The 22,394-nt window shown below is 38.5% G+C and carries 22 protein-coding genes; all 22 read left to right on the top strand.

Going from position 1 to position 22,394, the window contains the following annotated elements:
- Nucleotides 1-18: 18 nt before the first annotated feature.
- The 22 genes from bamA to CKV78_RS06695 all read left to right on the top strand — a co-directional run bounded on the left by bamA (nucleotide 19) and on the right by CKV78_RS06695 (nucleotide 22,389).
- Entirely contained in the window at nucleotides 19-2,388 is a 2,370-nt protein-coding gene (gene bamA, locus CKV78_RS06800; protein WP_005763235.1) for an outer membrane protein assembly factor BamA, read from the top strand.
- A gap of 106 nt (nucleotides 2,389-2,494) precedes the next feature.
- Nucleotides 2,495-3,076: an OmpH family outer membrane protein gene (locus CKV78_RS06795; protein WP_005763234.1), complete on the top strand. Its 582-nt coding sequence runs from the start codon at nucleotides 2,495-2,497 to the stop codon at nucleotides 3,074-3,076.
- Nucleotides 3,076-4,104, top strand: coding sequence for a UDP-3-O-(3-hydroxymyristoyl)glucosamine N-acyltransferase (lpxD, locus tag CKV78_RS06790; protein ID WP_005763232.1), 1,029 nt, complete (start codon nucleotides 3,076-3,078; stop codon nucleotides 4,102-4,104). The genes CKV78_RS06795 and lpxD overlap by 1 nt, the downstream gene beginning before the upstream one ends.
- Nucleotides 4,105-4,212: 108 nt before the next feature.
- Entirely contained in the window at nucleotides 4,213-4,671 is a 459-nt protein-coding gene (gene fabZ / locus CKV78_RS06785; RefSeq protein ID WP_032855349.1) for a 3-hydroxyacyl-ACP dehydratase FabZ, read from the top strand.
- Nucleotides 4,672-4,684: 13 nt separating this feature from the next.
- Nucleotides 4,685-5,473 carry an acyl-ACP--UDP-N-acetylglucosamine O-acyltransferase gene (gene lpxA, locus CKV78_RS06780; RefSeq protein ID WP_005763228.1) on the top strand — a complete coding sequence of 263 codons (789 nt, stop codon included), beginning with the start codon at nucleotides 4,685-4,687 and terminating at the stop codon, nucleotides 5,471-5,473.
- Between the two features lie 83 nt (nucleotides 5,474-5,556).
- Entirely contained in the window at nucleotides 5,557-6,726 is a 1,170-nt protein-coding gene (gene lpxB, locus CKV78_RS06775; RefSeq protein WP_095075314.1) for a lipid-A-disaccharide synthase, read from the top strand.
- 1 nt (nucleotide 6,727) lies between these two features.
- Nucleotides 6,728-7,321 (top strand): ribonuclease HII, encoded by a 594-nt coding sequence (gene rnhB / locus CKV78_RS06770; protein WP_005763224.1) that lies wholly within the window; start codon nucleotides 6,728-6,730, stop codon nucleotides 7,319-7,321.
- A 31-nt stretch (nucleotides 7,322-7,352) separates the two neighbouring features.
- Complete coding sequence (locus CKV78_RS06765; RefSeq protein WP_032855347.1) at nucleotides 7,353-9,209, top strand: SLC13 family permease; 1,857 nt, start codon at nucleotides 7,353-7,355, stop codon at nucleotides 9,207-9,209.
- Between the two features lie 10 nt (nucleotides 9,210-9,219).
- Nucleotides 9,220-9,891, top strand: coding sequence for a CDP-alcohol phosphatidyltransferase family protein (locus CKV78_RS06760; RefSeq protein ID WP_005763220.1), 672 nt, complete (start codon nucleotides 9,220-9,222; stop codon nucleotides 9,889-9,891).
- A gap of 1 nt (nucleotide 9,892) precedes the next feature.
- Nucleotides 9,893-10,522 (top strand): lysophospholipid acyltransferase family protein, encoded by a 630-nt coding sequence (locus CKV78_RS06755; RefSeq protein ID WP_032855344.1) that lies wholly within the window; start codon nucleotides 9,893-9,895, stop codon nucleotides 10,520-10,522.
- A gap of 1 nt (nucleotide 10,523) precedes the next feature.
- Nucleotides 10,524-11,456: a phosphatidate cytidylyltransferase gene (locus CKV78_RS06750; protein ID WP_005763216.1), complete on the top strand. Its 933-nt coding sequence runs from the start codon at nucleotides 10,524-10,526 to the stop codon at nucleotides 11,454-11,456.
- 19 nt (nucleotides 11,457-11,475) lie between these two features.
- Nucleotides 11,476-12,063, top strand: a complete 588-nt coding sequence (gene mog, locus CKV78_RS06745; RefSeq protein ID WP_005763214.1) for a molybdopterin adenylyltransferase — start codon at nucleotides 11,476-11,478, stop codon at nucleotides 12,061-12,063.
- A 26-nt stretch (nucleotides 12,064-12,089) separates the two neighbouring features.
- A complete protein-coding gene (gene glnB, locus CKV78_RS06740; RefSeq protein WP_005763212.1) occupies nucleotides 12,090-12,428 on the top strand; it encodes a nitrogen regulatory protein P-II in 339 nt (112 codons plus the stop codon).
- Nucleotides 12,429-13,682 carry an AI-2E family transporter gene (locus CKV78_RS06735; protein ID WP_005763210.1) on the top strand — a complete coding sequence of 418 codons (1,254 nt, stop codon included), beginning with the start codon at nucleotides 12,429-12,431 and terminating at the stop codon, nucleotides 13,680-13,682.
- Nucleotides 13,683-13,807: 125 nt separating this feature from the next.
- Nucleotides 13,808-14,332, top strand: a complete 525-nt coding sequence (locus tag CKV78_RS06730; RefSeq protein WP_032855341.1) for an HXXEE domain-containing protein — start codon at nucleotides 13,808-13,810, stop codon at nucleotides 14,330-14,332.
- Nucleotides 14,333-14,573: 241 nt separating this feature from the next.
- On the top strand, nucleotides 14,574-15,749 hold the full coding sequence (locus CKV78_RS06725) for a bifunctional tRNA (adenosine(37)-C2)-methyltransferase TrmG/ribosomal RNA large subunit methyltransferase RlmN (RefSeq protein WP_005763207.1): 1,176 nt from the start codon (nucleotides 14,574-14,576) through the stop codon (nucleotides 15,747-15,749).
- A 34-nt stretch (nucleotides 15,750-15,783) separates the two neighbouring features.
- Complete coding sequence (gene pilW / locus CKV78_RS06720) at nucleotides 15,784-16,329, top strand: type IV pilus biogenesis/stability protein PilW (RefSeq protein ID WP_005763205.1); 546 nt, start codon at nucleotides 15,784-15,786, stop codon at nucleotides 16,327-16,329.
- Between the two features lie 120 nt (nucleotides 16,330-16,449).
- Entirely contained in the window at nucleotides 16,450-17,535 is a 1,086-nt protein-coding gene (locus CKV78_RS06715; protein WP_032855339.1) for a RodZ domain-containing protein, read from the top strand.
- Between the two features lie 27 nt (nucleotides 17,536-17,562).
- The gene (gene ispG / locus CKV78_RS06710) at nucleotides 17,563-18,666 is read left to right on the top strand and encodes a flavodoxin-dependent (E)-4-hydroxy-3-methylbut-2-enyl-diphosphate synthase (protein WP_005763200.1); all 1,104 of its coding nucleotides are present in this window, start codon (nucleotides 17,563-17,565) and stop codon (nucleotides 18,664-18,666) included.
- A 30-nt stretch (nucleotides 18,667-18,696) separates the two neighbouring features.
- Nucleotides 18,697-19,968 carry a histidine--tRNA ligase gene (gene hisS, locus CKV78_RS06705; protein ID WP_005763198.1) on the top strand — a complete coding sequence of 424 codons (1,272 nt, stop codon included), beginning with the start codon at nucleotides 18,697-18,699 and terminating at the stop codon, nucleotides 19,966-19,968.
- A 17-nt stretch (nucleotides 19,969-19,985) separates the two neighbouring features.
- On the top strand, nucleotides 19,986-20,600 hold the full coding sequence (locus CKV78_RS06700) for a YfgM family protein (protein WP_005763196.1): 615 nt from the start codon (nucleotides 19,986-19,988) through the stop codon (nucleotides 20,598-20,600).
- Between the two features lie 79 nt (nucleotides 20,601-20,679).
- The gene (locus CKV78_RS06695; RefSeq protein WP_005763194.1) at nucleotides 20,680-22,389 is read left to right on the top strand and encodes a molecular chaperone HscC; all 1,710 of its coding nucleotides are present in this window, start codon (nucleotides 20,680-20,682) and stop codon (nucleotides 22,387-22,389) included.
- Nucleotides 22,390-22,394 lie beyond the last annotated feature (5 nt).

Below are 22,394 nucleotides of genomic sequence, written 5' to 3'. Positions count from 1 at the left end.
TACAGGATAACATTCACGATGAAAAAACTTTTAATTGCGAGCTTATTATTTGGTTCAACCAGTGCATTTGCCGCCCCTTTTGTGGTGAAAGATATTCGTGTTGATGGTGTTCAAGCTGGTTCAGAGGGAAGTGTATTAGCAGCTTTACCTGTACGAGTTGGACAACGTGCAACGGATAACGATATTGCTAATGTAGTGAGAAAACTCTTCTTAAGCGGTCAGTATGACGATGTGAAAGCAACAAGAGAAGGAAATACCCTTGTTGTGAGCGTGATGCCAAAGCCAATTATTGCCGATGTTGTATTAGCGGGTAATAAATCAATTCCAGATGAAGCATTAAAACAGAATTTAGATGCAAATGGATTTAAAGCCGGCGAAGTTTTAAACCGTGCTAAGTTAGAAGAATTCCGTAAAAGTGTTGAAGAACACTATAAGAGTGTTGGCCGCTATAATGCGAAAGTAGATACTATCGTCAATACTCTTCCAAATAACCGTGCAGAAGTTAAAATCCAAATCAATGAAGATGATGTTGCATTATTCAAAGAATTAGCTTTTGAAGGTAACAACGCATTCAGTGCTGCTACCCTTGAAGAACAAATGGAACTGCAAACTGATTCTTGGTGGAAGTTCTTCGGTAATAAATTCGATCAAACTCAGTTAAATAAAGATTTGGAAGCTATTCGTACATATTATTTGGATCGTGGTTATGCGAAGTTCCAAATTGTTGATACTGATGTTCAGTTAAGTGATGACAAAAAAGAAGCGCGTTTGAAAATCGTATTAAATGAAGGCGATTTATATACCGTAAAAAGCGCACGTATTATCGGTGATGTTGGTGGTATGTCAGAAGAACTTCAACCTCTGTTAAAACAAATTCGTGTTGGCGAAACATTCCGTCGTGCGGACGTTGCAGATGTTGAAGAAAGCATTAAAGCAAAATTAGGTGAGCGTGGTTATGCAACTGCAACTGTCAATATTCACCCTGATTTTGATGATGAGAAAAAAGAAATCGCATTAAGTTTCATTGTTGAAGCGGGCAAAACATTCACTGTTCGTCAAATTCGCTTTGAAGGCAATACCGTAAGTGCAGACAGCACATTACGTCAAGAAATGCGTCAACAAGAAGGTGCTTGGTTATCTTCTCAATTAGTTGAATTAGGTAAATTACGTTTAGACCGTACTGGTTTCTTTGAAAGTGTAGAAGCTCGTACTGAAACTGTACCTGGTTCAGACCAAGTTGATGTGATTTATAAAGTCAAAGAGCGTAATACAGGTAGTATTAACTTCGGTATCGGTTACGGTACAGAAAGTGGTTTAAGTTACCAAGCAAGTATCAAACAAGATAACTTCTTAGGTATGGGGTCATCAATCAGTTTAGCAGGTTCACGTAATGACTACGGTACAACAATTAACCTTGGTTATACTGAACCGTACTTCACGAAAGATGGTGTAAGTTTAGGCGGAAACGTATTCTTCGAAGATTACGACAGCTCGAAAAGTAGTACTGCGGCAGCTTATGGTCGTACAACTTACGGTGGAAACTTAACATTAGGTTTCCCAGTAAATGAGAACAACTCATACTATTTAGGTTTAGGTTACGCCTACAACAAATTAAAAAATGTGTCGCCAGAATATAATCGCGCATTGTATTTACAATCAATGAACTATGATTCTTGGACCTTCAAATCTCACGATTTTGATTTATCATTTGGTTGGAATTATAACAGCTTAAATCGCGGTTATTTCCCAACGAAAGGTGTGAGAGCGAGCGTTGGTGGCCGTGTGACAATTCCTGGTTCTGATAATAAATACTACAAATTAAATGCAGATGTTCAAGGTTATTACCCATTAGATCGTGATCACTCGTGGGTCCTTTCAGGTCGTATGGGCGCATCTTTTGCTGATGGTATCAGTGGCAAACGTTTACCGTTCTATCAAACTTACACTGCAGGTGGTATCGGTAGCTTACGTGGTTTTGCATACGGTGCAATTGGGCCAAATGCAATTTATCTAAGCAAACAGTGTCAAGGTTATTGCTCACCAAGTTCAGATATCGTAGGTGGTAACGCAATGGCGACTGCGAGTGTAGAACTAATCGTTCCTACTCCATTTGTGGCAGATAAAAATCAAAATGCAGTGAGAACGTCACTCTTCGTTGATGCGGCAAGTGTGTGGAATACTCGTTGGAAAGGCGAAGATAAAGCAAGATTTGCACAATTAAACTTACCTGATTACAGCGATCCAAGTCGCGTTCGTGCATCAGCTGGTGTCGCATTACAATGGCAATCACCAATTGGGCCTTTAGTGTTCTCTTACGCTAAACCACTTAAAAAATACCAAGGTGATGAGATTGAGCAATTCCAATTCAGTATTGGTGGTAGTTTCTAAGATTAGCATGGAACTTATTGAAAAGTTTCCTGTCTAATTATAATGTTTGTGCTATCTTCGGGTAGCACAGAATTAATTAATAAATTCACATAGGAAAAACAACACAATGAAAAAAGCAGTAAAAGTAACCGCACTTTCTTTAGCGTTAGCGTTCACTTCTTCTTTAGCAATGGCAACTGAAAACATTGCATTTGTGAGTGGTGATTATTTATTCCAAAACCACCCAGATCGTAAAATGATCACTGAAAAATTAGAAGCTGAATTCAAACCTCGTGTAGAAAAATTAGCTGCAAATAAAAAAGACATTGATGGCAAAATTGCAGCTTCACAGAAAAAAGTAGAAGCTAAAATTGCTGCATTACAAAAAGATGCACCAAAATTACGCAGTGCAGATATTAAAAAACGTGAAGAAGAAATTAATAAATTAGGTAACAGCGAACAAGAAACCTTAAACAAATTAGTTTCAGCTCACGATGAAGAAGTGCGTAAATATCAAGAAGATTACGCAAAACGTGATAAAGAAGAGACTGATAAATTAGTAAACAGCATCCAAAATGCAGTAAACAACGTTGCAAAAGCGAAAAACTATACATTAGTACTTAACGAAGGTGCAGTTGTTTTCGCAGCTGATGCAAAAAACATTACTGAAGAAGTATTAAAATCAATTCCTGCAACACAGGCTAAATAATGCAAGTCTATTCTCTTCAAGAATTAGCACAACAAATCGGCGCTACCATTCGTGGTAACGCCGATGTCGTTGTTGAAAGTATCGCACCGCTTGATAAAGCGAATGAAAAACAGCTCACTTTCATTTCTAATCCAAAGTTTCGTGAATTACTTTCTCAATCAAAAGCTGGCATCTTGGTTGTATCTGAAGCAGATGTCGTCTTTTGTTCTGAGCAGAGTAATTTGCTGATTGTAAAAGATCCTTATGTGGCTTATGCAATCTTAGCGCAATATATGGATAAAACTCCAAAAGCAGCTTCAGGAATAGCACCAACAGCGGTTGTTTCTGAACAAGTCGTACTTGGAGAAAACGTATCAATCGGTGCAAATGCTGTGATTGAAGATGGTGTTGAGCTTGGCGACAACGTGGTGATTGGTGCAAACTGCTTTGTGGGTAAAAACACGAAAATTGGTGCTAATACTCAGTTATGGGCGAATGTGAGTGTGTATCATGATGTTGAAATCGGTCAGCATTGCTTAATACAATCTGGCGCTGTGATTGGTAGCGATGGTTTTGGTTACGCTAATGATCGTGGTCGTTGGATCAAAATTCCGCAAGTAGGGCAAGTGATTATCGGCAACCACGTGGAAATTGGAGCTTGTACTTGTATCGACCGTGGCGCATTAGATCCAACAGTGATTGAAGACAATGTGATTATTGATAATCTTTGTCAAATTGCACATAACGTACACATCGGAACAGGCACAGCTGTGGCAGGTGGTGTGATTATGGCGGGTAGTTTAAAAGTAGGTCGCTATTGTTTAATTGGTGGTGCAAGTGTGATCAATGGTCATATGGAAATCTGTGATAAAGTCACTATAACAGGTATGGGAATGGTGATGCGCCCGATTACAGAGCCAGGCGTATATTCTTCAGGTATTCCGCTACAAACCAACAAAGAATGGCGTAAAACAGCCGCATTGACCTTAGGGATCGATGGGATGAATAAACGCTTGAAAGCCTTAGAGAAAAAGCTCTCATCAAAATAATCTAAAAATGAACCGCACTTTTTCGCGGTTCGTTTTGTATTCAGTCCTTAAATACCGTATAATTCCAAAAATTTTTCCCATTTTTTATTTTTATTGAAAGGTACTATTGTGACAACTGAAAATACTGTGGCGAAAACCATTGAAGCAAATGAAATAATGAAATTACTTCCACATCGTTATCCATTCCTATTAGTGGATCGCGTTGTGGATTATGAAGCAGGTAAATGGCTGAAAGCAGTGAAAAATATCAGTGTAAATGAACCTTGTTTCACAGGTCATTTCCCTGAACAACCGATCTTCCCTGGCGTATTAATTTTAGAAGCAATGGCTCAAGCAACAGGGGTTTTAGCTTGCAAAACGCATCGCCAATTAGAAAACGAACTTTACTATTTTGCAGCGATTGATAATGCTCGTTTTAAACGTCCTGTCTTACCTGGCGATCAAATGATGTTAGAAGTACATTTTGTGAAAGAGCGTCGTGGTGTAACACGTTTTACTGGCGTTGCGACTGTTGACGGACAAGTTGTATGTGAAGCTGAATTAATGTGTGCCCGTCGCCCAGCATAATAAGGAGTCAAGAATGATCCATTCAACAGCGAAAATTCATCCAACGGCTATCGTTGAAGAAGGCGCTAAAATCGGTGAGAATGTTACTATTGGTCCTTTTTGTATCGTTGGATCAGACGTTGAAATTGGTAGTGGCACAGTTTTATATTCTCACGTTGTCGTAAAAGGGATTACAAAAATTGGTTGTGATAACCAAATTTTCCAATTTGCAAGCATTGGTGACACTAATCAGGATTTAAAGTATCAAGGCGAGCCAACTCGTACTATTATTGGTGATCGTAACCGTATTCGTGAAAGTGTAACGATTCATCGTGGTACAACTCAAGGTGGTGGTGTCACGGTTATTGGTGATGACAATTTATTAATGGTAAATGTACACGTCGCTCACGACTGTCGTATCAAAAACCGTTGTATTTTAGCTAATAACGCAACCCTTGCAGGTCATGTAGAATTAGATGATTTCGTGATTGTTGGAGGGATGTCAGCAATTCACCAATTCGTTGTTGTAGGGGCGCACGTAATGCTAGGTGGTGGCTCAATGGTGAGCCAAGATGTGCCTCCGTATGTAATGGCACAAGGCAATCACGCAAAACCATTTGGTGTGAATATTGAAGGTTTAAAGCGTCGTGGCTTTGATAAATCAACCTTGCACGCAATTCGTAATGTGTACAAATTAATTTACCGAAGTGGTAAAACATTAGATGAAGTGATGCCTGAAATTGAGCAAGTGGCGGCAAAAGAATCATCGATTAGTTTCTTTGTTGAATTTTTCAAGCGTTCAACTCGTGGAATTATTCGTTAATTCATAAAATTTGAATAAAATCGACCGCACTTTTGTGATGAAAAGTGCGGTTATTTTTTATCTAGGATCTGAAAATGGAACAAATGACAAAAATAAGTCCCACAATTGCTATTGTGGCAGGCGAAGTTTCGGGTGATATTTTAGGGGCGGGTCTGATTCGCAGTTTGAAAATTCGCTATCCAAACGCACGTTTTATAGGGATTGCTGGACCAAGAATGTTGGCAGAAGGCTGTGAAACCCTGTTCGATATGGAAGAGTTATCCGTAATGGGGTTAGCCGAAGTGGTGAAACATTTGCCACGTTTGCTGAAAATTCGTCGCGAGTTAATTCAAACTTTATTGATGGAAAAACCAGATATTTTCATCGGTATTGATGCACCAGACTTCAACATTGATGTTGAGCTCAAATTAAAACAAAATGGCATTAAAACCATTCATTATGTCAGTCCCTCTGTTTGGGCTTGGCGTCAAAATCGTATTTATAAAATTGCAAAAGCAACTAATCTTGTGCTTGCATTTTTACCTTTTGAAAAAGCCTTTTACGATCAATTTGATGTGCCTTGTCGTTTTATCGGGCACACAATGGCTGATACGATTGCACTTAAGCCAAGTCGTTTAGAAGCTTGCCAGTATTTGCAATTAGATGATAAACAACGTTATGTTGCGATTTTAGTGGGCAGCCGTGGAGCAGAAGTGGAGTTTTTAACTGAGCCATTTTTGAAAGCTGCGCAATTATTAAAACAACAGTATCCAGATGTGCAATTTTTAGTGCCGCTCATTAATCAAAAACGTCGTGAGCAATTTGAAAAAATCAAAGCACAAGTTGCACCTGATTTAGACTTGATTTTGTTAGAAGGTAAAGCCCGTCAAGCAATGACAGTGGCAGATGCAACCTTATTGGCGTCAGGCACAGCCGCTTTAGAAGCGATGTTATGTAAATCGCCAATGGTGGTGGGCTATCGTATGAAATCAACCACCTATTTCCTCGCAAAACGTTTGGTGAAAACTGATTATATTTCGTTACCAAATTTACTTGCGAATGAAATGTTAGTGCCAGAAATGATTCAAGAAGACTGTACACCAGAAAAATTAGCAGAAAAACTTTCAGTGTATTTAAGCCAAGATGAAAGTGCGGTGCAAAAACGTCATCAATTAATTCAACGCTTTATTGATTTACATAAGTTAATTCAATGTGATGCAGATAAACAAGCTGCACAAGCAGTGGCGCATTTATTAGAACAGCAAGGACAATAAAATGGAATTTACTTACCCAACAGATGTTGAGTTAATTGCCGGCGTGGACGAAGTGGGGCGTGGGCCGTTGGTTGGTGCAGTTGTAACTGCAGCGGTGATTTTAGATCCGAATAACCCTATTGAAGGCTTAAATGACTCAAAAAAATTGTCGGAGAAAAAACGTTTAGCTCTTGCAGAAGAGATCAAACAAAAGGCGTTAGCTTGGAGTTTAGGGCGTGCAGAACCTGAAGAGATTGATGAGTTAAACATTCTGCATGCAACAATGTTGGCAATGAAAAGAGCGGTGGAAAATTTAAAAATTCAACCGCACTTAGTGTTAGTGGATGGTAATCGAGTGCCTGATGTAGTAATGCCTGCTCAAGCGATTGTTAAAGGCGATAGTTTAGTGGCTGAAATTAGTGCAGCTTCTATTCTAGCGAAGGTGGCTCGTGATCACGAAATGGAAGAATTAGATAAACAATATCCGCAATATGCTTTTGCGAAGCATAAAGGCTATCCAACTAAATTACATTTAGAAAAATTAGCTGAATTTGGGCCGTTACCTGAACATCGCCGTAGTTTTTCCCCTGTTCGAAAATTATTCAATAACGTATAATTAATCAACGATTTAACTTTGGGAGTTCGCTGTGAATTTAATGTTACAAAATGAATTATGGACAACCCCTTTATTCTGGGTGTTAGCATTATTATTCAGTGCAATTGTGTTGTTTGTTCGTAATAAAATCAGAATGGATGTGGTCGCATTATTAGTGATGGTTGCATTCTCTTTAAGTGATATTTTAACGGTAAATGAAGTATTTGCAGGTTTTAGTGATCCCAATGTGATTTTGATTGCTTTGCTGTTTATTGTGGGTGAAGGGATTGTACGCACGGGTATTGCTTATCAAGTGAGTGAATGGTTACTAAAAGCCTCGAATAATAGTGAAACGAAAGTATTGATTTTACTGATGTTAGCAGTGGCAACGTTGGGATCTTTTATGAGCTCAACTGGGATTGTCGCAATCTTCATTCCAGTTGTACTTGCTATTTGTCAACAAATGAATATTTCACCACGTCGTTTAATGATGCCTTTAAGTGTAGCAGGTTTAATTAGCGGTATGATGACTCTAATCGCTACTGCACCGAACTTAGTGGTGAATGCAGAGTTAATTCGTAATACGGATTTCCGTTTTAGTTTCTTCGATTTCACTCCAGTGGGGGTAGTCGTGCTGATAATGGGGATTTTGTATATGTTAGTGGCACGCCGTTGGTTGAATGACCCAAATGAGCAAACTAACAAGGATACTAGCCAGCGTTCGATGAATGATCTAATTGAAGAATATGGCTTAAGAGAGCGAACCAAACGTTTAGTCGTAAAAAATGGTTCATCTTTTATTGGTAAAAACCTAGATGAACTGCACTTACGTTCTACTTATGGTGTCAATGTTCTTGCGATTGAACGTTGGAAAAGATTCCGTCCTGTTTATCTCGGTGCATTAGGGGTCTCAGAAATTCGTGAAAAAGATATCTTGATGATTGATATTAGTGATCCTGAACTGGATCTAGAAGAATTTTGTTCTGAATATTATTTGGAAATGGCAGAGATTCGTAGCCAAAACTTTTCACAACAAGCAAAGTCGGTCGGAATGGCAGAAATTACGTTAGTGCCTGAGTCGGACTTACTCGGTAAAAATGCTACTGAGATTCGCTTCCGTTCACAATTTGGTTTAAATGTTGTAGGTGTGAAGCGTGATGGTGAGGTGTTAGATGGAACCTTGTCTGAAATTAGTTACAAAGTAGGCGACTTGATTTTAGTAGTTGGTGACTGGAAAGCTATTGCTGAAGCGCAGAAAAATACAAAAGATTTTTATATTTTAAATTATCCATTAGAAATGGAGCGTGCAGTACCTGCTGCAAGCCAAGCTCCACATGCAGTGTTGTCAATCCTAACGATGGTTGTTTTAATGGTTACAGGTATAGTGCCAAATTCTATTGCGGCATTAATCGCTTGTTTAATGTTAGGTTATTTCCGTTGTGTGGATGGTAAAAGTGCTTATCAATCTATCCATTGGTCGAGCTTAGTGTTAATTGTTGGAATGATGCCATTTTCTATTGCATTACAGAAAACAGGTGGAGTGGATTTAGCGGTAAAACTCATGTTAGAAGCGGTTGGTGACTTAGGGCTTCATGCTGTTTTAATGAGTTTATTCTTACTTTGTGCGGCAGTTAGCTTGTTTATTTCGAATACTGCAACCGCAATTTTAATGGCACCAATTGCAATTACAATTGCCCACAAACTGCAAGTATCGCCAATGCCATTTGCAATGATTATTGCAGTGGCAGCATCAGCCGCTTTTATGACGCCAGTATCTTCCCCTGTTAATACAATGGTGCTTGGTCCGGGAGGATATAAATTTGCGGATTTCGTCAAAGTGGGCGTACCTTTTACTTTCTTAGTCATGATTGTGAGTGTATTTTTAATTCCTTTACTGTTCCCATTTTAAAGGAGGTTAAATGAGTATTTATGATCTCAAACCTAAATTCCAAAATCTGTTACGTCCAACGGTCGTGAAATTGGCGGAACGAGGCGTAACTGCCAATCAAGTCACATTGCTTGCTTGTGCGATTTCAGTGATTTTAGGGATTGTTTTGACCGCATTTTCTACTGTCAATTGGCTGTTTATTTTGATCCCGATTTGGCTGTTTTTACGAATGGCGTTGAATGCCATTGACGGAATGCTCGCACGCGAATTTAATCAAAAATCTCGTTTAGGTGGTTATTTAAATGAAGTGACAGACGTGATATCTGATGCAGCCTTATATCTGCCGTTTGCTTTGATTTTCCCATTTGACCCGCTATTAATTGGGCTAATTATTTGGCTTGCTGCATTAACTGAATTTTGTGGCGTATTGGGACAAGTACAAGGGCAAACTCGACGCTATGATGGTCCATTAGGAAAAAGTGATCGCGCTTTTTTATTTGGTGTACTAGGCTTAGTTTATACTTTCGTGCCATATTTACCAGATTGGCTATATTGGCTTGCTTGGGTAATTATTGCTTTGTTAGTGATGACTTGTGTAAAACGTGTGCGTGCAGGTTTAGCTGAAGCACCACTGATATTACCTTCTGAAATTTCAGAAAAAACGACCGCACTTGAAGCCACTAAATCACAAAAAGGAGAATAAGATGCTCGCGAAATTTGTGGATTTTATTTTATGTCGTTTCACCTCATTTATCACAGGTGTTCGCCCACAAAGTGTCGTGTCACAGCAATCGGTGGGCAAAAATCGCTTGTATTATGCCAATCACAATAGTCACGGTGATTTTATTTTATTATGGGTATCACTACCTTATGAAGTGCGCCAAAATACTCGTCCTGTGGCTGGTGCAGATTATTGGGCAAAAGGCAAAATCCGTCGCTTCTTAGCGGAAAAAGTATTTAATATGTTGCTGATTGAGCGTGGTGGCGATGACCCAAAAGCGATTACCGATAAAATTAGTGATGTGTTGAAAGAAAGCTCGTTGATTATTTTCCCCGAAGGTACACGTAAAATCGACGATGATGTCGCATTACAACCATTTAAAAGTGGTTTGTATTACGTGGCAAAAGAAAATCCGGACTTAGAACTTGTACCTGTTTGGATTAGCAATATGCATAATGTCTTGCCAAAAGGATTTATTTTACCGATTCCATTATTGTGTGATTTATATTTAGGCGAACCTTTGTATTATCAAGAAGGGGAAGAAAAAGAGACTTTTCTGGCACGAGCAGAACAAGCTTTATTGAAGTTAAATCCAAAACAGAAGGGGGCATAAAATGGAAATGTGGACATTGTTTTGGGGATTAATCGCAACACTAGTGATAGCTTCATCTATTGGTTATGCGTTGAAATGGAAAGTAGGTTTTTCTACTCCGCACATAGTAATTGATAATTTGAATGCCCGAATTAATGCATGGTGGGTGATGATCCTAATTATCTTCATTGCAGCATTTATTGGCTTTTATGGTGTGATCTCCCTCTTTTTTATCATTTCATTTATGGCACTACGTGAGTTTCTCTCGCTTATTTATATTCGTCGTGGTGATCATCTTGCACTAGCGGCTTGTTTTTATATCATCTTGCCTATGCAGTATTATTTCATAGTGGCAGATTGGTTTAGTATGTTTACTATTTTTATTCCAGTTTATGCGTTTTTATTTTTACCGATTTTATCAGCTCTGCTTGGTGATGCTTCTCATTTCTTAGATCGTTCTACCAAAGTGCAGTGGGCGATTATGATTTCTGTATTCTGTATTTCGCATATTCCTGCAATTTTGACTTTAGATATTAGCGGATTTGGAGGGAAAAATTTATTACTGATGATTTTCTTAATTTTAGTCGTGCAAGCCAGTGATGTGTTGCAATATATATGGGGAAAATTATTTGGTAAGTATAAAATTGCACCTACATTGTCGCCTTCTAAAACTATTGAAGGCTTTCTTGGCGGCGTGATTAGTGCATCGATTTTAGGCGGATTATTACATTGGTTAACACCATTTACACCTATTCAAGCTATTTTAATGAGTTTAGTGATTTGCTTGATGGGCTTTTTAGGAGGCCTAGTCATGTCTGCAATTAAACGCAGTATAGGGGTGAAAGACTGGGGCAATATGATTAGCGGACACGGCGGGATGTTAGACCGTATGGACAGCCTGTGTTTTTCAGCACCAATCTTTTTCCATATTGTGCGATATTATTGGGTTTGGTAGTAAATAAAAAGAGGAAAAAATGACCGCACTTTTAAAAATTGGTTTAGTTTCAGTATCTGATCGCGCTTCACAAGGAGTTTATCAGGATCAAGGAATTCCTGAGTTACAAGCTTGGTTAGAAAATGCGTTGTGTGAGCCATTTGAAGTGGAAACACGCTTGATTCCAGACGAGCAAGATCAAATTGAAAAAACATTATGTGAGCTGGTGGATGATTGCCATTGTCATTTAGTGTTAACTACTGGTGGAACAGGACCTGCAAAACGTGATGTTACGCCTGATGCAACATTGGCTGTTGCAGATCGTGAAATGCCGGGGTTTGGTGAGCAAATGCGTCAAGTAAGTTTACATTTTGTGCCAACAGCAATTTTATCTCGCCAAGTTGGTGTGATCCGTAAAAATAGTTTGATCCTCAATTTACCGGGTCAACCAAAAGCAATTAAAGAAACCTTAGAAGGTGTGAAAGATGCTGAAGGCAAAGTGCTAGTGAAAGGGATCTTTAGCGCAGTACCTTATTGTTTACAACTGATTGATGGCATTTATATTGATACCAAACCCGAAGTGATTGAAAGTTTTAGACCGAAATCGGCACGCCGTGAAAGTTGCTAAAGCGCGGTCAGAAATAGGAAAGTTTTATGAAAAAAATCGAAGCAATTATTAAACCTTTCAAACTTGATGATGTGCGTGAAAGTTTGTCAGATATTGGTATTACGGGAATGACTGTCACCGAAGTGCGTGGTTTTGGTCGTCAAAAAGGGCATACTGAGCTATATCGTGGCGCAGAATATATGGTAGATTTCCTGCCAAAAGTGAAAATGGAAATTGTCGTGCCAGATGAGCAAGTTGAGCAATGTATTGAAGCGATCATTGAAACAGCACAAACTGGCAAAATTGGTGACGGCAAGATTTTTGTTTATGATGTTGAGCGTGTAATACGTATCCGTACAGGCGAAGAAAATGAGGATGCAATTTAGATGATCAAAGTAGAATCCCCGATTCTAAAGGTGCTGGTTGCTTTAGCCTCCATTGTGATTATTTTAGCGGGTGTAAAAGTTGCTAGTGAAATTGCTATTCCGTTTTTGCTTTCACTGTTTATCGCTATTATTTGCTCACCGATTATTCGTTTTATGACTAGCCGCAGAGTGCCACATTGGTTAGCTATAACTTTGCTATTAATTATGATTTTGTTCGTATTTTTCTTCTTATTGAGCTTAATTAATAGCACAGCTAGAGAGTTTACTCAGTCTATCCCTCAATATCGCATTTTATTATCGGAACGAATTGCAAGTATTATTACCTTAGCGAAAAAATGGAATATTCCACTAGATCTTTCAACTGAGAAAACGATGGAATATATGGATCCAAGTGTGATTATGAACCTTGTGAGTAGTACCTTACTGAGTTTTTCCGGCGTAGTGACGAACGTGTTCGTGCTGTTCCTTGTTGTGATTTTTATGTTAAGCGAAGCGCCATTTGCCAAACATAAATTAGCGCTAGTTTTTAGTTCAGATGTACGCAATATTCACCGTGAGGAACATTACATCAATCGCATTTTACAAGGCGTAATTAGCTATTTGGGTGTAAAAACCTTAACTAGCCTATTAACGGGGATTTGTGTTTATATCCTACTTGAACTTACTGATGTGCAATATGCGATTTTATGGGCGACCTTAAGTTTCTTGCTTAACTATATTCCCAATATCGGATCAATCATTGCCGCCGTGCCAATTGTGGTTCAAGCCTTGCTACTTAACGGTTTCCCAACAGGCTTTGGGGTCGCCATTGGCGTAGGGGCGATTAATATGATTGTGGGTAATATTCTCGAACCAAAAATGATGGGGCGCACTTTAGGTTTATCCACCCTTGTGGTTTTCCTCTCATTATTATTTTGGGGGTGGTTATTAGGAACAGTCGGAATGTTGCTTTCAGTGCCACTCACAATGGTGTTAAAAATTGCCCTTGAAGCCAGCCCAGAAACCATTAAATATGCCATTTTACTAGGCGATGTGAAAGACATTAACCGCGAAATTATCGACGCCAAACAAGAAGTCGCCGAACGAATGAAAGAGCAAGCTGAGTGGGAAGAAAATGCGGAAGAAATTGCAGATGCAATCGCCACCGCAAAAGAAGAAGCGAAAAACGAAGCCATCGCAGGCGTTATCGCTGAAGCAAAAGCCGAAATTGAAGCGGAAATCCAAGCCATCGCCAAAGCCGCCGATCAAAAATAACAAAACTAATTAAAAACACACCGCACTTTTTACTAATAGAGAAAGTGCGGTATATTCTCTTCAACTTACTTAGCTAATTCTTTTTATGTGCTTGAGCCTGTGATCAACTCTTAATGGGAGTTAATATGCGAGAATATATATGGCTTTTCCCTATTATTTTTGTGTTTCACGATTTGGAAGAAATCATTGGTATGAGAGTATTTTTGCACAAAAATAAGGTGTTACTTAATCAAAAATATCCGTATTTTTATAAGTTATCGAAGGACTTTAGTACGGAAGGATTTGCACTAGCAGTATTAGAAGAGTTGGTCATATGCTTATTACTTTGTTTATTAGTCGTATTTATCCATAATGAAGTGACTTCTGGTCTTTGGCTAGGCGCTTTCATCGCTTGTACCTTACATTTCTTTATTCATATCATACAAACTCTAGTATTAAGAAAATATATTCCTGCAACAATCACAAGTATTATTTGTTTACCAATTTCTATATGGATTCTTTATCAATGCATATCACAACTAGAATACCCTTTGGATCGCATATTCCCTTATCTGGTTATGGGTTTTGTTCTTGTCGGGATAAACTTATTTTTGGCACAAAAACTGATCGGCGTATTTACTCGATTTATGAATAAGCACATCATAAATTAGTTGCTTTATATAAGTTGTATAGTGCTTCATTCTGAATAGCGACATTTTGTTCTTATATCGTGTTAGAACTTTCTTAAAACCTACCGCACTTTTTTCTTTCTCGATCGAGATCGCAAAAAAGTGCGGTGTTTTTTTACAGAGTTTGGCGAAATTGCTAGATTAATGCGTACTAACTCTGTACAATCGCAACTCATTTTTTAGAGGCGATTATCAATGCCGCAATGTGTAACAACGAGGCTCTATGTTAGAACAACAAACTTGTGCTGAAAATGCAGTAAAAACTGTTGATGTGTCAGCAGAACCAGCGAAAAAAATCAATTTAATGAACTTAACGCGTCAACAAATGCGTGAGTTTTTCAAAGAGTTGGGCGAAAAACCGTTTCGTGCTGATCAATTAGTAAAATGGATTTATCATTTTGGCGAAGATGACTTCGACAATATGACTAATATTAACAAAAAGTTAAGAGATAAATTAAAACAAGTTGCTGAAATTAAAGCACCAGAAGTAGCCGTGGAACAACGCTCTGCAGATGGTACGATCAAATGGGCAATGCAAGTGGGCGATCAGCAAGTGGAAACCGTATATATTCCAGAAGCGGATCGTGCGACATTATGTGTATCTTCACAGGTGGGCTGTGCGTTAGCTTGTACTTTCTGTTCAACTGCACAACAAGGTTTTAACCGCAACTTAACGGTATCTGAAATTATCGGTCAGGTATGGCGTGCATCAAAAATCATTGGTAACTTTGGTGTGACTGGTGTGCGACCAATCACTAACGTGGTAATGATGGGAATGGGCGAGCCGTTGTTAAACGTGGCAAACGTTGTGCCAGCAATGGAAATTATGTTGGATGATTTTGCTTATGGTTTATCAAAGCGTCGTGTCACACTTTCAACTTCAGGTGTTGTGCCTGCTTTAGATAAATTAAGTGAAATGATTGATGTGGCACTTGCGATTTCATTACACGCACCAAACGATGAGCTACGTGATGAAATTGTGCCGATTAATAAAAAATATAATATCAAGGCATTAATTGATTCTGTAAATCGTTATCTCAGTGTTTCTAATGCAAACCACGGCAAAGTGACGATTGAATATGTGATGTTAGATCACGTGAATGACTCGGTTGAACACGCACATCAGCTTGCGCAAGTATTGAAAAATACACCAAGTAAGATCAATTTAATTCCGTGGAACCCATTCCCAGAAGCGCCTTATGCGAAAAGCTCAAATACGCGTATTGATCGTTTCCAAAAAACATTAATGGAATATGGTTTTACAGTGATTGTGCGTAAGACTCGTGGGGATGATATTGATGCTGCCTGTGGTCAACTCGCAGGTGATGTTATTGACCGCACAAAACGTACTGCGCAGAAAAAACAATTTGGACAAGAAATTGTGGTGCGTAACCACTAATTAAGTTTTACATTTAAGATAAAAAGGAGAAAAAATGAACCGCACTTTGAAATTATGGATAGCGAGCATTTTTTCTCTTTTTCTTTGTGCTTGTGTTTCACAATCAGAAAAACAGACTGTGAATTTAGAGCAAGCTGCAAAAGCGAGAGTGGAATTAGGTTTAGGTTACTTAGCTCAAAATGATTTTGTGCAATCTAAGAAAAACCTTGATAAAGCTCTTGCGCATTCACCAAATTCTTATTTAGTTCATTCAGCATTAGCTTATTTTTATCAAAAACAAGGTGATGCTGAAAATGCCACTAATGCTTATTTAACTGCGATTAAACTGAGCCCACAGCAAGGAGATGTGTTAAATAATTACGGTGCATTTTTGTGTAGTCAAGGCAAGTTTGAACAAGCGTATGCACATTTTGAACAAGCGTTACAAAGTAAAAATTATTATCAGCAAGCAGATACTTATGAAAATATGGCTCTTTGTGCTTTTGCACAAAGAAATACAGAAATTTATCAACACGCTGTGCAGAAATTGATGAATATTGATGAAAGCCGAGTCAGAAAACTTCCTAAAACCTTAAAATAGTCTTTTTCCTTTGTAAAATAGCCAACTGAAAGGTTTTATCTATGTAATAACTATTGCAAAACCTGCTTTACAACTTTAAACTTTGGTACTTAAATTTCTTTAAATCGCATTAGGATGGTTATGACTACGGCAATCAACAATACAGAGAAACTCGAAATCACTTTAGGTGATAAGTTCCGACAAGCTCGTGAAGCGCAAAACCTTTCCATTGAAGACGTTTCTAAGCAGATTGCGTTGAGACCGTCTATCCTACAACATATTGAAAATAATGAATTTATTCATAAAGCGATACCCGCTACCTTTATGAAAGGATATGTTAAAAATTATGCGAAATTTTTAAGATTACCAGATTCAATTTGGATTGGTGTGAATTTTGGTGATGATCTTACTAATGATCTCGGAAAAAATGCACGTGCAACAAGAGCAGTCAATCAATATTCCTCTCATAATCGTTGGATCGGTTGGTTAAGTTTAATCGTGATTTTAGTTGTTGCCGGAATGACAGGACTTTGGTGGTGGGAAAGCTATCAACAATCTAATGTTGAGCGTGATAATTTAGTGCAAAATTATGCGGAAACAAGTATTCAACCCTCATCTACTAGTGATTCGGGCAATGCTGTCGCGGCTTTACCTGCGACAGCTACCGTGAGTAGTGCGGTGTCGACAGTAACAGAAGCTGTCCAGCTTCAACCAATGCAAACATCTTCAAATCAAGTTCCTGCTGCACAAACTAATACTGAAAGACAGTCTGTGGAAGGTTCTGGGTTAAGTATTCCAGTTGTGACATTGCCTTTAACTGAAGTGACTAAAACTGCAACAAATATTAATTCAGTAAATACGCCTGTGGTGATTAATCCACAAGATGAACAGCCAGTTACTTCTGCTGATGTATTAAAAGCAGAAATGGCGAAATTAGATGATTCACAAAATACGACAGTTTTAGCCGAAAACCAACCTGTCGCAGCAGTCACAAATGATGAGCTATATATTGAAGTGACAGGTACTTGTTGGATCAGCGTGAAGAATAAAAATGGTCGTGTTTTAGCACAAAAAGAATATAAACAAGGTGATGTATTAAGCTTTAACGAAGGTGGTCCGTACTCGTTAATCGTGGGTGCGCCAAGCAATGTAAACATCACTTATAAAGGCGAAGCTTATCCATTAAAAGTGGATGGTCGCGTAGCAAGATTTAAGTTACCACAATAATGTGGCAAATAAAGGTAGCAAACTAAGATGTTAGCAAAACCAAATATTAAACGTAGAGAATCAAAAAAAATCTACGTTGGCAATGTGCCAGTGGGTGGTGATGCACCAATTGCAGTGCAATCAATGACAAACACCAGAACGACTGATGTGGACGCTACAGTCGCTCAAATTAAAGCACTTGAGCGTGTTGGTGCAGATATTGTTCGTGTTTCTGTACCGACAATGGATGCGGCAGAAGCGTTCAAACTAATTAAGCAACAAGTGAATGTACCATTAGTGGCAGATATTCATTTTGATTATCGTATCGCATTAAAAGTAGCGGAATACGGTGTTGATTGCTTGCGTATTAACCCTGGTAATATAGGTCGTGAAGATCGTATTCGTGCTGTGGTAGATTGTGCGCGTGATAACAATATTCCAATTCGTATTGGGGTTAATGCAGGATCTTTAGAAAAAGATCTGCAAGAGAAATATGGCGAGCCAACCCCAGAAGCATTATTAGAGTCAGCATTGCGTCACGTGGAAATTTTAGATCGTTTGAACTTCGATCAATTTAAAGTGAGCGTGAAAGCATCGGATGTATTCTTAGCTGTTGAATCTTACCGTTTGTTAGCGAAAGCAATCTCACAGCCATTGCATTTAGGTATCACTGAAGCAGGTGGTGCGCGTGCAGGTGCGGTGAAAAGTGCGGTCGGTTTAGGCATGCTTTTAGCAGAAGGTATTGGTGATACATTACGTGTGTCTTTAGCTGCGGATCCTGTAGAAGAAATTAAAGTAGGTTTTGATATTTTAAAATCATTACGTATTCGTTCACGTGGAATTAATTTTATTGCTTGTCCAACTTGTTCACGCCAAGAATTTGATGTGATTGGCACAGTAAATGCACTTGAACAACGTCTTGAAGACATTATTACACCAATGGATGTGTCTATTATCGGTTGTGTGGTAAATGGACCGGGTGAGGCCCTTGTGTCTGATTTAGGGGTGACCGGCGGCAACAAAAAAAGTGGCTATTATTTAGATGGCGAACGCCAAAAAGAACGCTTCGATAACGATGATTTAATTAATCAACTAGAAGCAAAAATCCGTGCGCGTGTTGCTGCACAGGATCCCAAAAATAGAATTATTTAAAATATAAGAGAAAAGAAGTAGGACATTATTGTGGCAAAAACAATTCAAGCAATTCGTGGTATGAATGATTGTTCCCCAACTGAAAGCCCATTGTGGCAATGGGTGGAAGGCAAAGTGCGGTCAGTTTTACAAAATTATGGTTATTCTGAAGTCCGTATGCCAATAGTGGAAAGTACACCGTTATTTGCACGTGCAATCGGTGAGGTCACGGATGTTGTATCAAAAGAAATGTACACATTTTGGGATAATGATGAGCAATTAACTTTACGCCCTGAAGGCACTGCTGGGTGTGTGCGTGCGGCAATTGAACATGGTTGGATTTATAACCAAGAACAACGTTTATGGTATATGGGGCCAATGTTCCGTCACGAACGTCCACAAAAAGGTCGATATCGTCAATTTCACCAAGCAGGTGTTGAAGTGTTTGGTATTCCTAATCCAGAAATCGATGCAGAATTAATTATATTGACTGCTCGTTTATGGAAAGAGTTGGGTATTTTTGAACACGTGACCTTACAACTTAACTCAATCGGTTCCTTAGAAGCACGTAAAAATTATCGCTCAGCATTAGTAGAATTCTTACAACAGCACGTTGATTTACTAAGTGACGAAGAAAAAGAACGTTTAGAGAAGAATCCTTTACGTATTTTGGATACCAAAAACCAAGCATTACAAGAAGTACTAAATGAAGCACCAAAATTATTAGATTATTTAGATGATGACAGCCGTGAGCATTTTGCACAACTTTGTTCATTGCTCGATGCGATTGGTATTCAATACGAAGTGAACCCAAAATTAGTGCGTGGTTTAGATTATTACAATAAAACCGTATTTGAATGGGTTACTTCAGCATTAGGTGCACAAGGTACTGTTTGCGGTGGTGGTCGTTATGATGGCTTAGTAGAACAACTTGGTGGACACTCAACTACCGGTGTTGGTTTCGCAATGGGCTTAGAGCGTTTAGTGTTGTTAGTGCAAGAGGTGAATAAAGACATTTTACTGCCAAGTGCGGTAGATATTTATGTTGTTTACCAAGGTGAAGGTACAACTTTGGCGGCATTTCGATTAGCTGAAACACTGCGTTCTGAATTATCTCACTTACGTGTGATGACTCATTGCAGTGGTGGTAATTTTAAAAAACAATTTAAGCGTGCGGATAAAAGTGGAGCAACACTTGCACTAGTTATTGGAGAAAGCGAGGTTCAAAATCAGCAAGTTGTAGTGAAACACTTACTGAACGGAGCCGAACAGCAAACTATTGCATTAAGTGAAATTGTTGCATACATTAAGAATAATTTGTAATCGAATAAGGATCTAAAATGGCTTATACAATTGAAGAAGAACAAGAGTTGAATCAGCTGAAAGCGTGGTGGAGTGAAAATCACAAAACAGTAATTGCTTCTGTGATTTTAGCTTTTGCTGCAATTTTGGGTTGGAATTATTGGAAAAGTTACCAAATTACAAAAACTCAGCAAACTTCTGCAGCTTATGAGTATTTAATTTACCGCAATACTACAGATTTGACTGAACGTAATAAAGACATTGAGCAGTTTGTACAAGAAAGCGGTAAGAATGTTTATTCAACTTTGGCGTTATTAAATAAAGCGAAAGTTGAAGTTGAACAACAATTCTATGCATTAGCGGAAAAAACTTTAAAACAAGCAGTTACAGATGCGCCAGATGATATTTTAGCTTCAATTGCATCATTACGTTTAGCATCAGTTCAATACCAGCAGCATGATTATAATGGTGCATTAGATAGCTTAAATAAAGTGAAGTCAGATGTTTGGGATAGCAAAAAGTATCTTCTAATGGGTGATATTTCCCTCGCAAAAGGTGATATTGTTTCTGCGAAAACAAACTATGAAAAAGCCCAAGAAAAAGCCTCTCCGTTAGAGGCTCAATGGTTGAAAGTGCGGTTAAATAATTTATAATTATATTTAATAAGGCTTGGCGTTTAAGTTCCAAGCCTTTTTTATTATGTGACGCTTTTTCGTAGATAGGACAGTTTAAATGGCATTGCAAATTGGTATTGATTTAGGTACTACAAACAGCCTCATTGCACAATTTGTTGATGGTGAAACAAGATTAATTCCGAATAAGTTGGGACATTATTTAACGCCATCAGTCATCAGTGTAAGTGATGATGACCGTTTACTTGTTGGGCTTTCTGCTCGTGAGCGATTAGCTACTCAACCACATTTAAGTGCTGTTGCATTTAAACGTTTTATGGGCACCGATAAAATTTTCAAGCTTGGAAAACGAAGTTTTCGAGCAGAAGAATTATCCGCAATTATTCTGAAAAGTCTGAAGGAAGATGCTGAAGTTTTTTTAGGGGAACCCGTTGAAGATGTGGTGATTACTGTTCCCGCTTATTTTAATGCTATTCAACGTCAAGCGACAAAAGCAGCTGCACAAATGGCAGGCTTAAATGTTCTACGTTTACTAAATGAACCCACAGCAGCAGGGCTTGCTTATAATTTACAAGAAAAGCCTGATGATACTCGTTTCTTAATTTATGATCTTGGTGGTGGCACATTTGATGTGTCGATTTTGGATTATTTTGATGGTGTCGTTCAAGTTTCTGCTAGTGCAGGGGATAATCATTTAGGCGGTGAAGATTTTGTTCAAGTGCTATCCCATTGTTTTTTAAAAAATTGTACAACTTTAAATGAGAAAGAGTACTACAAAATTCAAGAGAGCAATGAATACTGGCAGATTTTTGAGAATGCCAAACGGGTGCTAAGTCAATCTAAACATGTGGATATTTGTTTGACACTCGATGGTGAGCAACATCAAGCTAAAGTCACGTTAAATGAATTTCAACAAGCCTCTCAATCCTTATTATTCCGACTTCGTCAGCCTTTGGAACGAGCTTTGCGTGATGCAAGATTGAAACCTAATCAAATCGAGGGAGTGATTTTAGTTGGTGGTGCAACACGCATGCCGATGATTCGTAATATGTTGGGGCAACTTTTCCAACGTATTCCTCAAGCTAGTATTAACCCTGATGAGGCGATTGCAAGAGGCGCTGCAGTACAAGCCGCCTTAATTGCTCGTCATCATTGTGTTGAAGAGATTGTATTAACAGATGTAATGCCGTTTTCTTTAGGCACCAATATTGTACGTTATTTGGCAGACGGTAGACGTATTGAGGGGCAATTCGCACCGATTATTGAACGTAATATGCCTGTGCCAGTTTCTCGTGTGCAAACCTTTAGTACAGTGACTGATAACCAAACCCAAATTTTATTTGAAGTTTTACAAGGTGAGTCCCCATTAGCTAAAGAGAATTTGCGTTTAGGTGAGATGTGCATCCGAATTCCTCCGAAACCTGCGGGAGAGATTGCGATTGATGTACGTTTTAGCTATGACTCCAATGGGCTATTGGAAGTGGATATAAGCAACCAAGAAATCAATTTACAAGTCTCCAATATTTTCCAACAAAATGCACAAAATTTGACAGATGCTCAAATTGTAGAATCTCGCCAAAAATTGACCGCACTTAAAGTGCATCCACGTGAGCAAGAGCAAAATATTTATTTACTGGAAAAAGCGAAACGTTTATATAGTGAATATTTAGGCGATAATCGACAAATGATTAGTGAACAGATGGGCTATTTCTTGTGTGCTTTGGATTCACAAGATGACACGCAAATACGACGAGCACGAAAACATTTTGGTGATTTTCTATCTCGCTATGATAGTGGTTGGTTGCTATAAATAGC

This window comes from Pasteurella dagmatis, from assembly GCF_900186835.1.
GTDB classification, from domain to species: Bacteria; Pseudomonadota; Gammaproteobacteria; order Enterobacterales; family Pasteurellaceae; genus Pasteurella; species Pasteurella dagmatis.
The sequence above is the reverse complement of the archived record's forward strand: the minus strand, read 5'-3'. Positions and strand labels throughout refer to the sequence as shown.

Bases quoted from the DNA above. Each gene is read 5' to 3' on its own strand.
- rnhB (WP_005763224.1), top strand. From the start codon at position 6,728: ATGGAATTTACTTACCCAACAGATGTTGAGTTAATTGCCGGCGTGGAC.
- CKV78_RS06755 (WP_032855344.1), top strand. From the start codon at position 9,893: ATGCTCGCGAAATTTGTGGATTTTATTTTATGTCGTTTCACCTCATTT.
- CKV78_RS06750 (WP_005763216.1), top strand. From the start codon at position 10,524: ATGGAAATGTGGACATTGTTTTGGGGATTAATCGCAACACTAGTGATA.
- CKV78_RS06795 (WP_005763234.1), top strand. From the start codon at position 2,495: ATGAAAAAAGCAGTAAAAGTAACCGCACTTTCTTTAGCGTTAGCGTTC.
- CKV78_RS06735 (WP_005763210.1), top strand. From the start codon at position 12,429: ATGATCAAAGTAGAATCCCCGATTCTAAAGGTGCTGGTTGCTTTAGCC.
- CKV78_RS06695 (WP_005763194.1), top strand. From the start codon at position 20,680: ATGGCATTGCAAATTGGTATTGATTTAGGTACTACAAACAGCCTCATT.
- mog (WP_005763214.1), top strand. From the start codon at position 11,476: ATGACCGCACTTTTAAAAATTGGTTTAGTTTCAGTATCTGATCGCGCT.
- lpxA (WP_005763228.1), top strand. From the start codon at position 4,685: ATGATCCATTCAACAGCGAAAATTCATCCAACGGCTATCGTTGAAGAA.
- CKV78_RS06715 (WP_032855339.1), top strand. From the start codon at position 16,450: ATGACTACGGCAATCAACAATACAGAGAAACTCGAAATCACTTTAGGT.
- CKV78_RS06700 (WP_005763196.1), top strand. From the start codon at position 19,986: ATGGCTTATACAATTGAAGAAGAACAAGAGTTGAATCAGCTGAAAGCG.
- lpxB (WP_095075314.1), top strand. From the start codon at position 5,557: ATGACAAAAATAAGTCCCACAATTGCTATTGTGGCAGGCGAAGTTTCG.
- glnB (WP_005763212.1), top strand. From the start codon at position 12,090: ATGAAAAAAATCGAAGCAATTATTAAACCTTTCAAACTTGATGATGTG.
- CKV78_RS06760 (WP_005763220.1), top strand. From the start codon at position 9,220: ATGAGTATTTATGATCTCAAACCTAAATTCCAAAATCTGTTACGTCCA.
- bamA (WP_005763235.1), top strand. From the start codon at position 19: ATGAAAAAACTTTTAATTGCGAGCTTATTATTTGGTTCAACCAGTGCA.
- CKV78_RS06725 (WP_005763207.1), top strand. From the start codon at position 14,574: ATGTTAGAACAACAAACTTGTGCTGAAAATGCAGTAAAAACTGTTGAT.
- pilW (WP_005763205.1), top strand. From the start codon at position 15,784: ATGAACCGCACTTTGAAATTATGGATAGCGAGCATTTTTTCTCTTTTT.
- lpxD (WP_005763232.1), top strand. From the start codon at position 3,076: ATGCAAGTCTATTCTCTTCAAGAATTAGCACAACAAATCGGCGCTACC.
- ispG (WP_005763200.1), top strand. From the start codon at position 17,563: ATGTTAGCAAAACCAAATATTAAACGTAGAGAATCAAAAAAAATCTAC.
- CKV78_RS06730 (WP_032855341.1), top strand. From the start codon at position 13,808: ATGCGAGAATATATATGGCTTTTCCCTATTATTTTTGTGTTTCACGAT.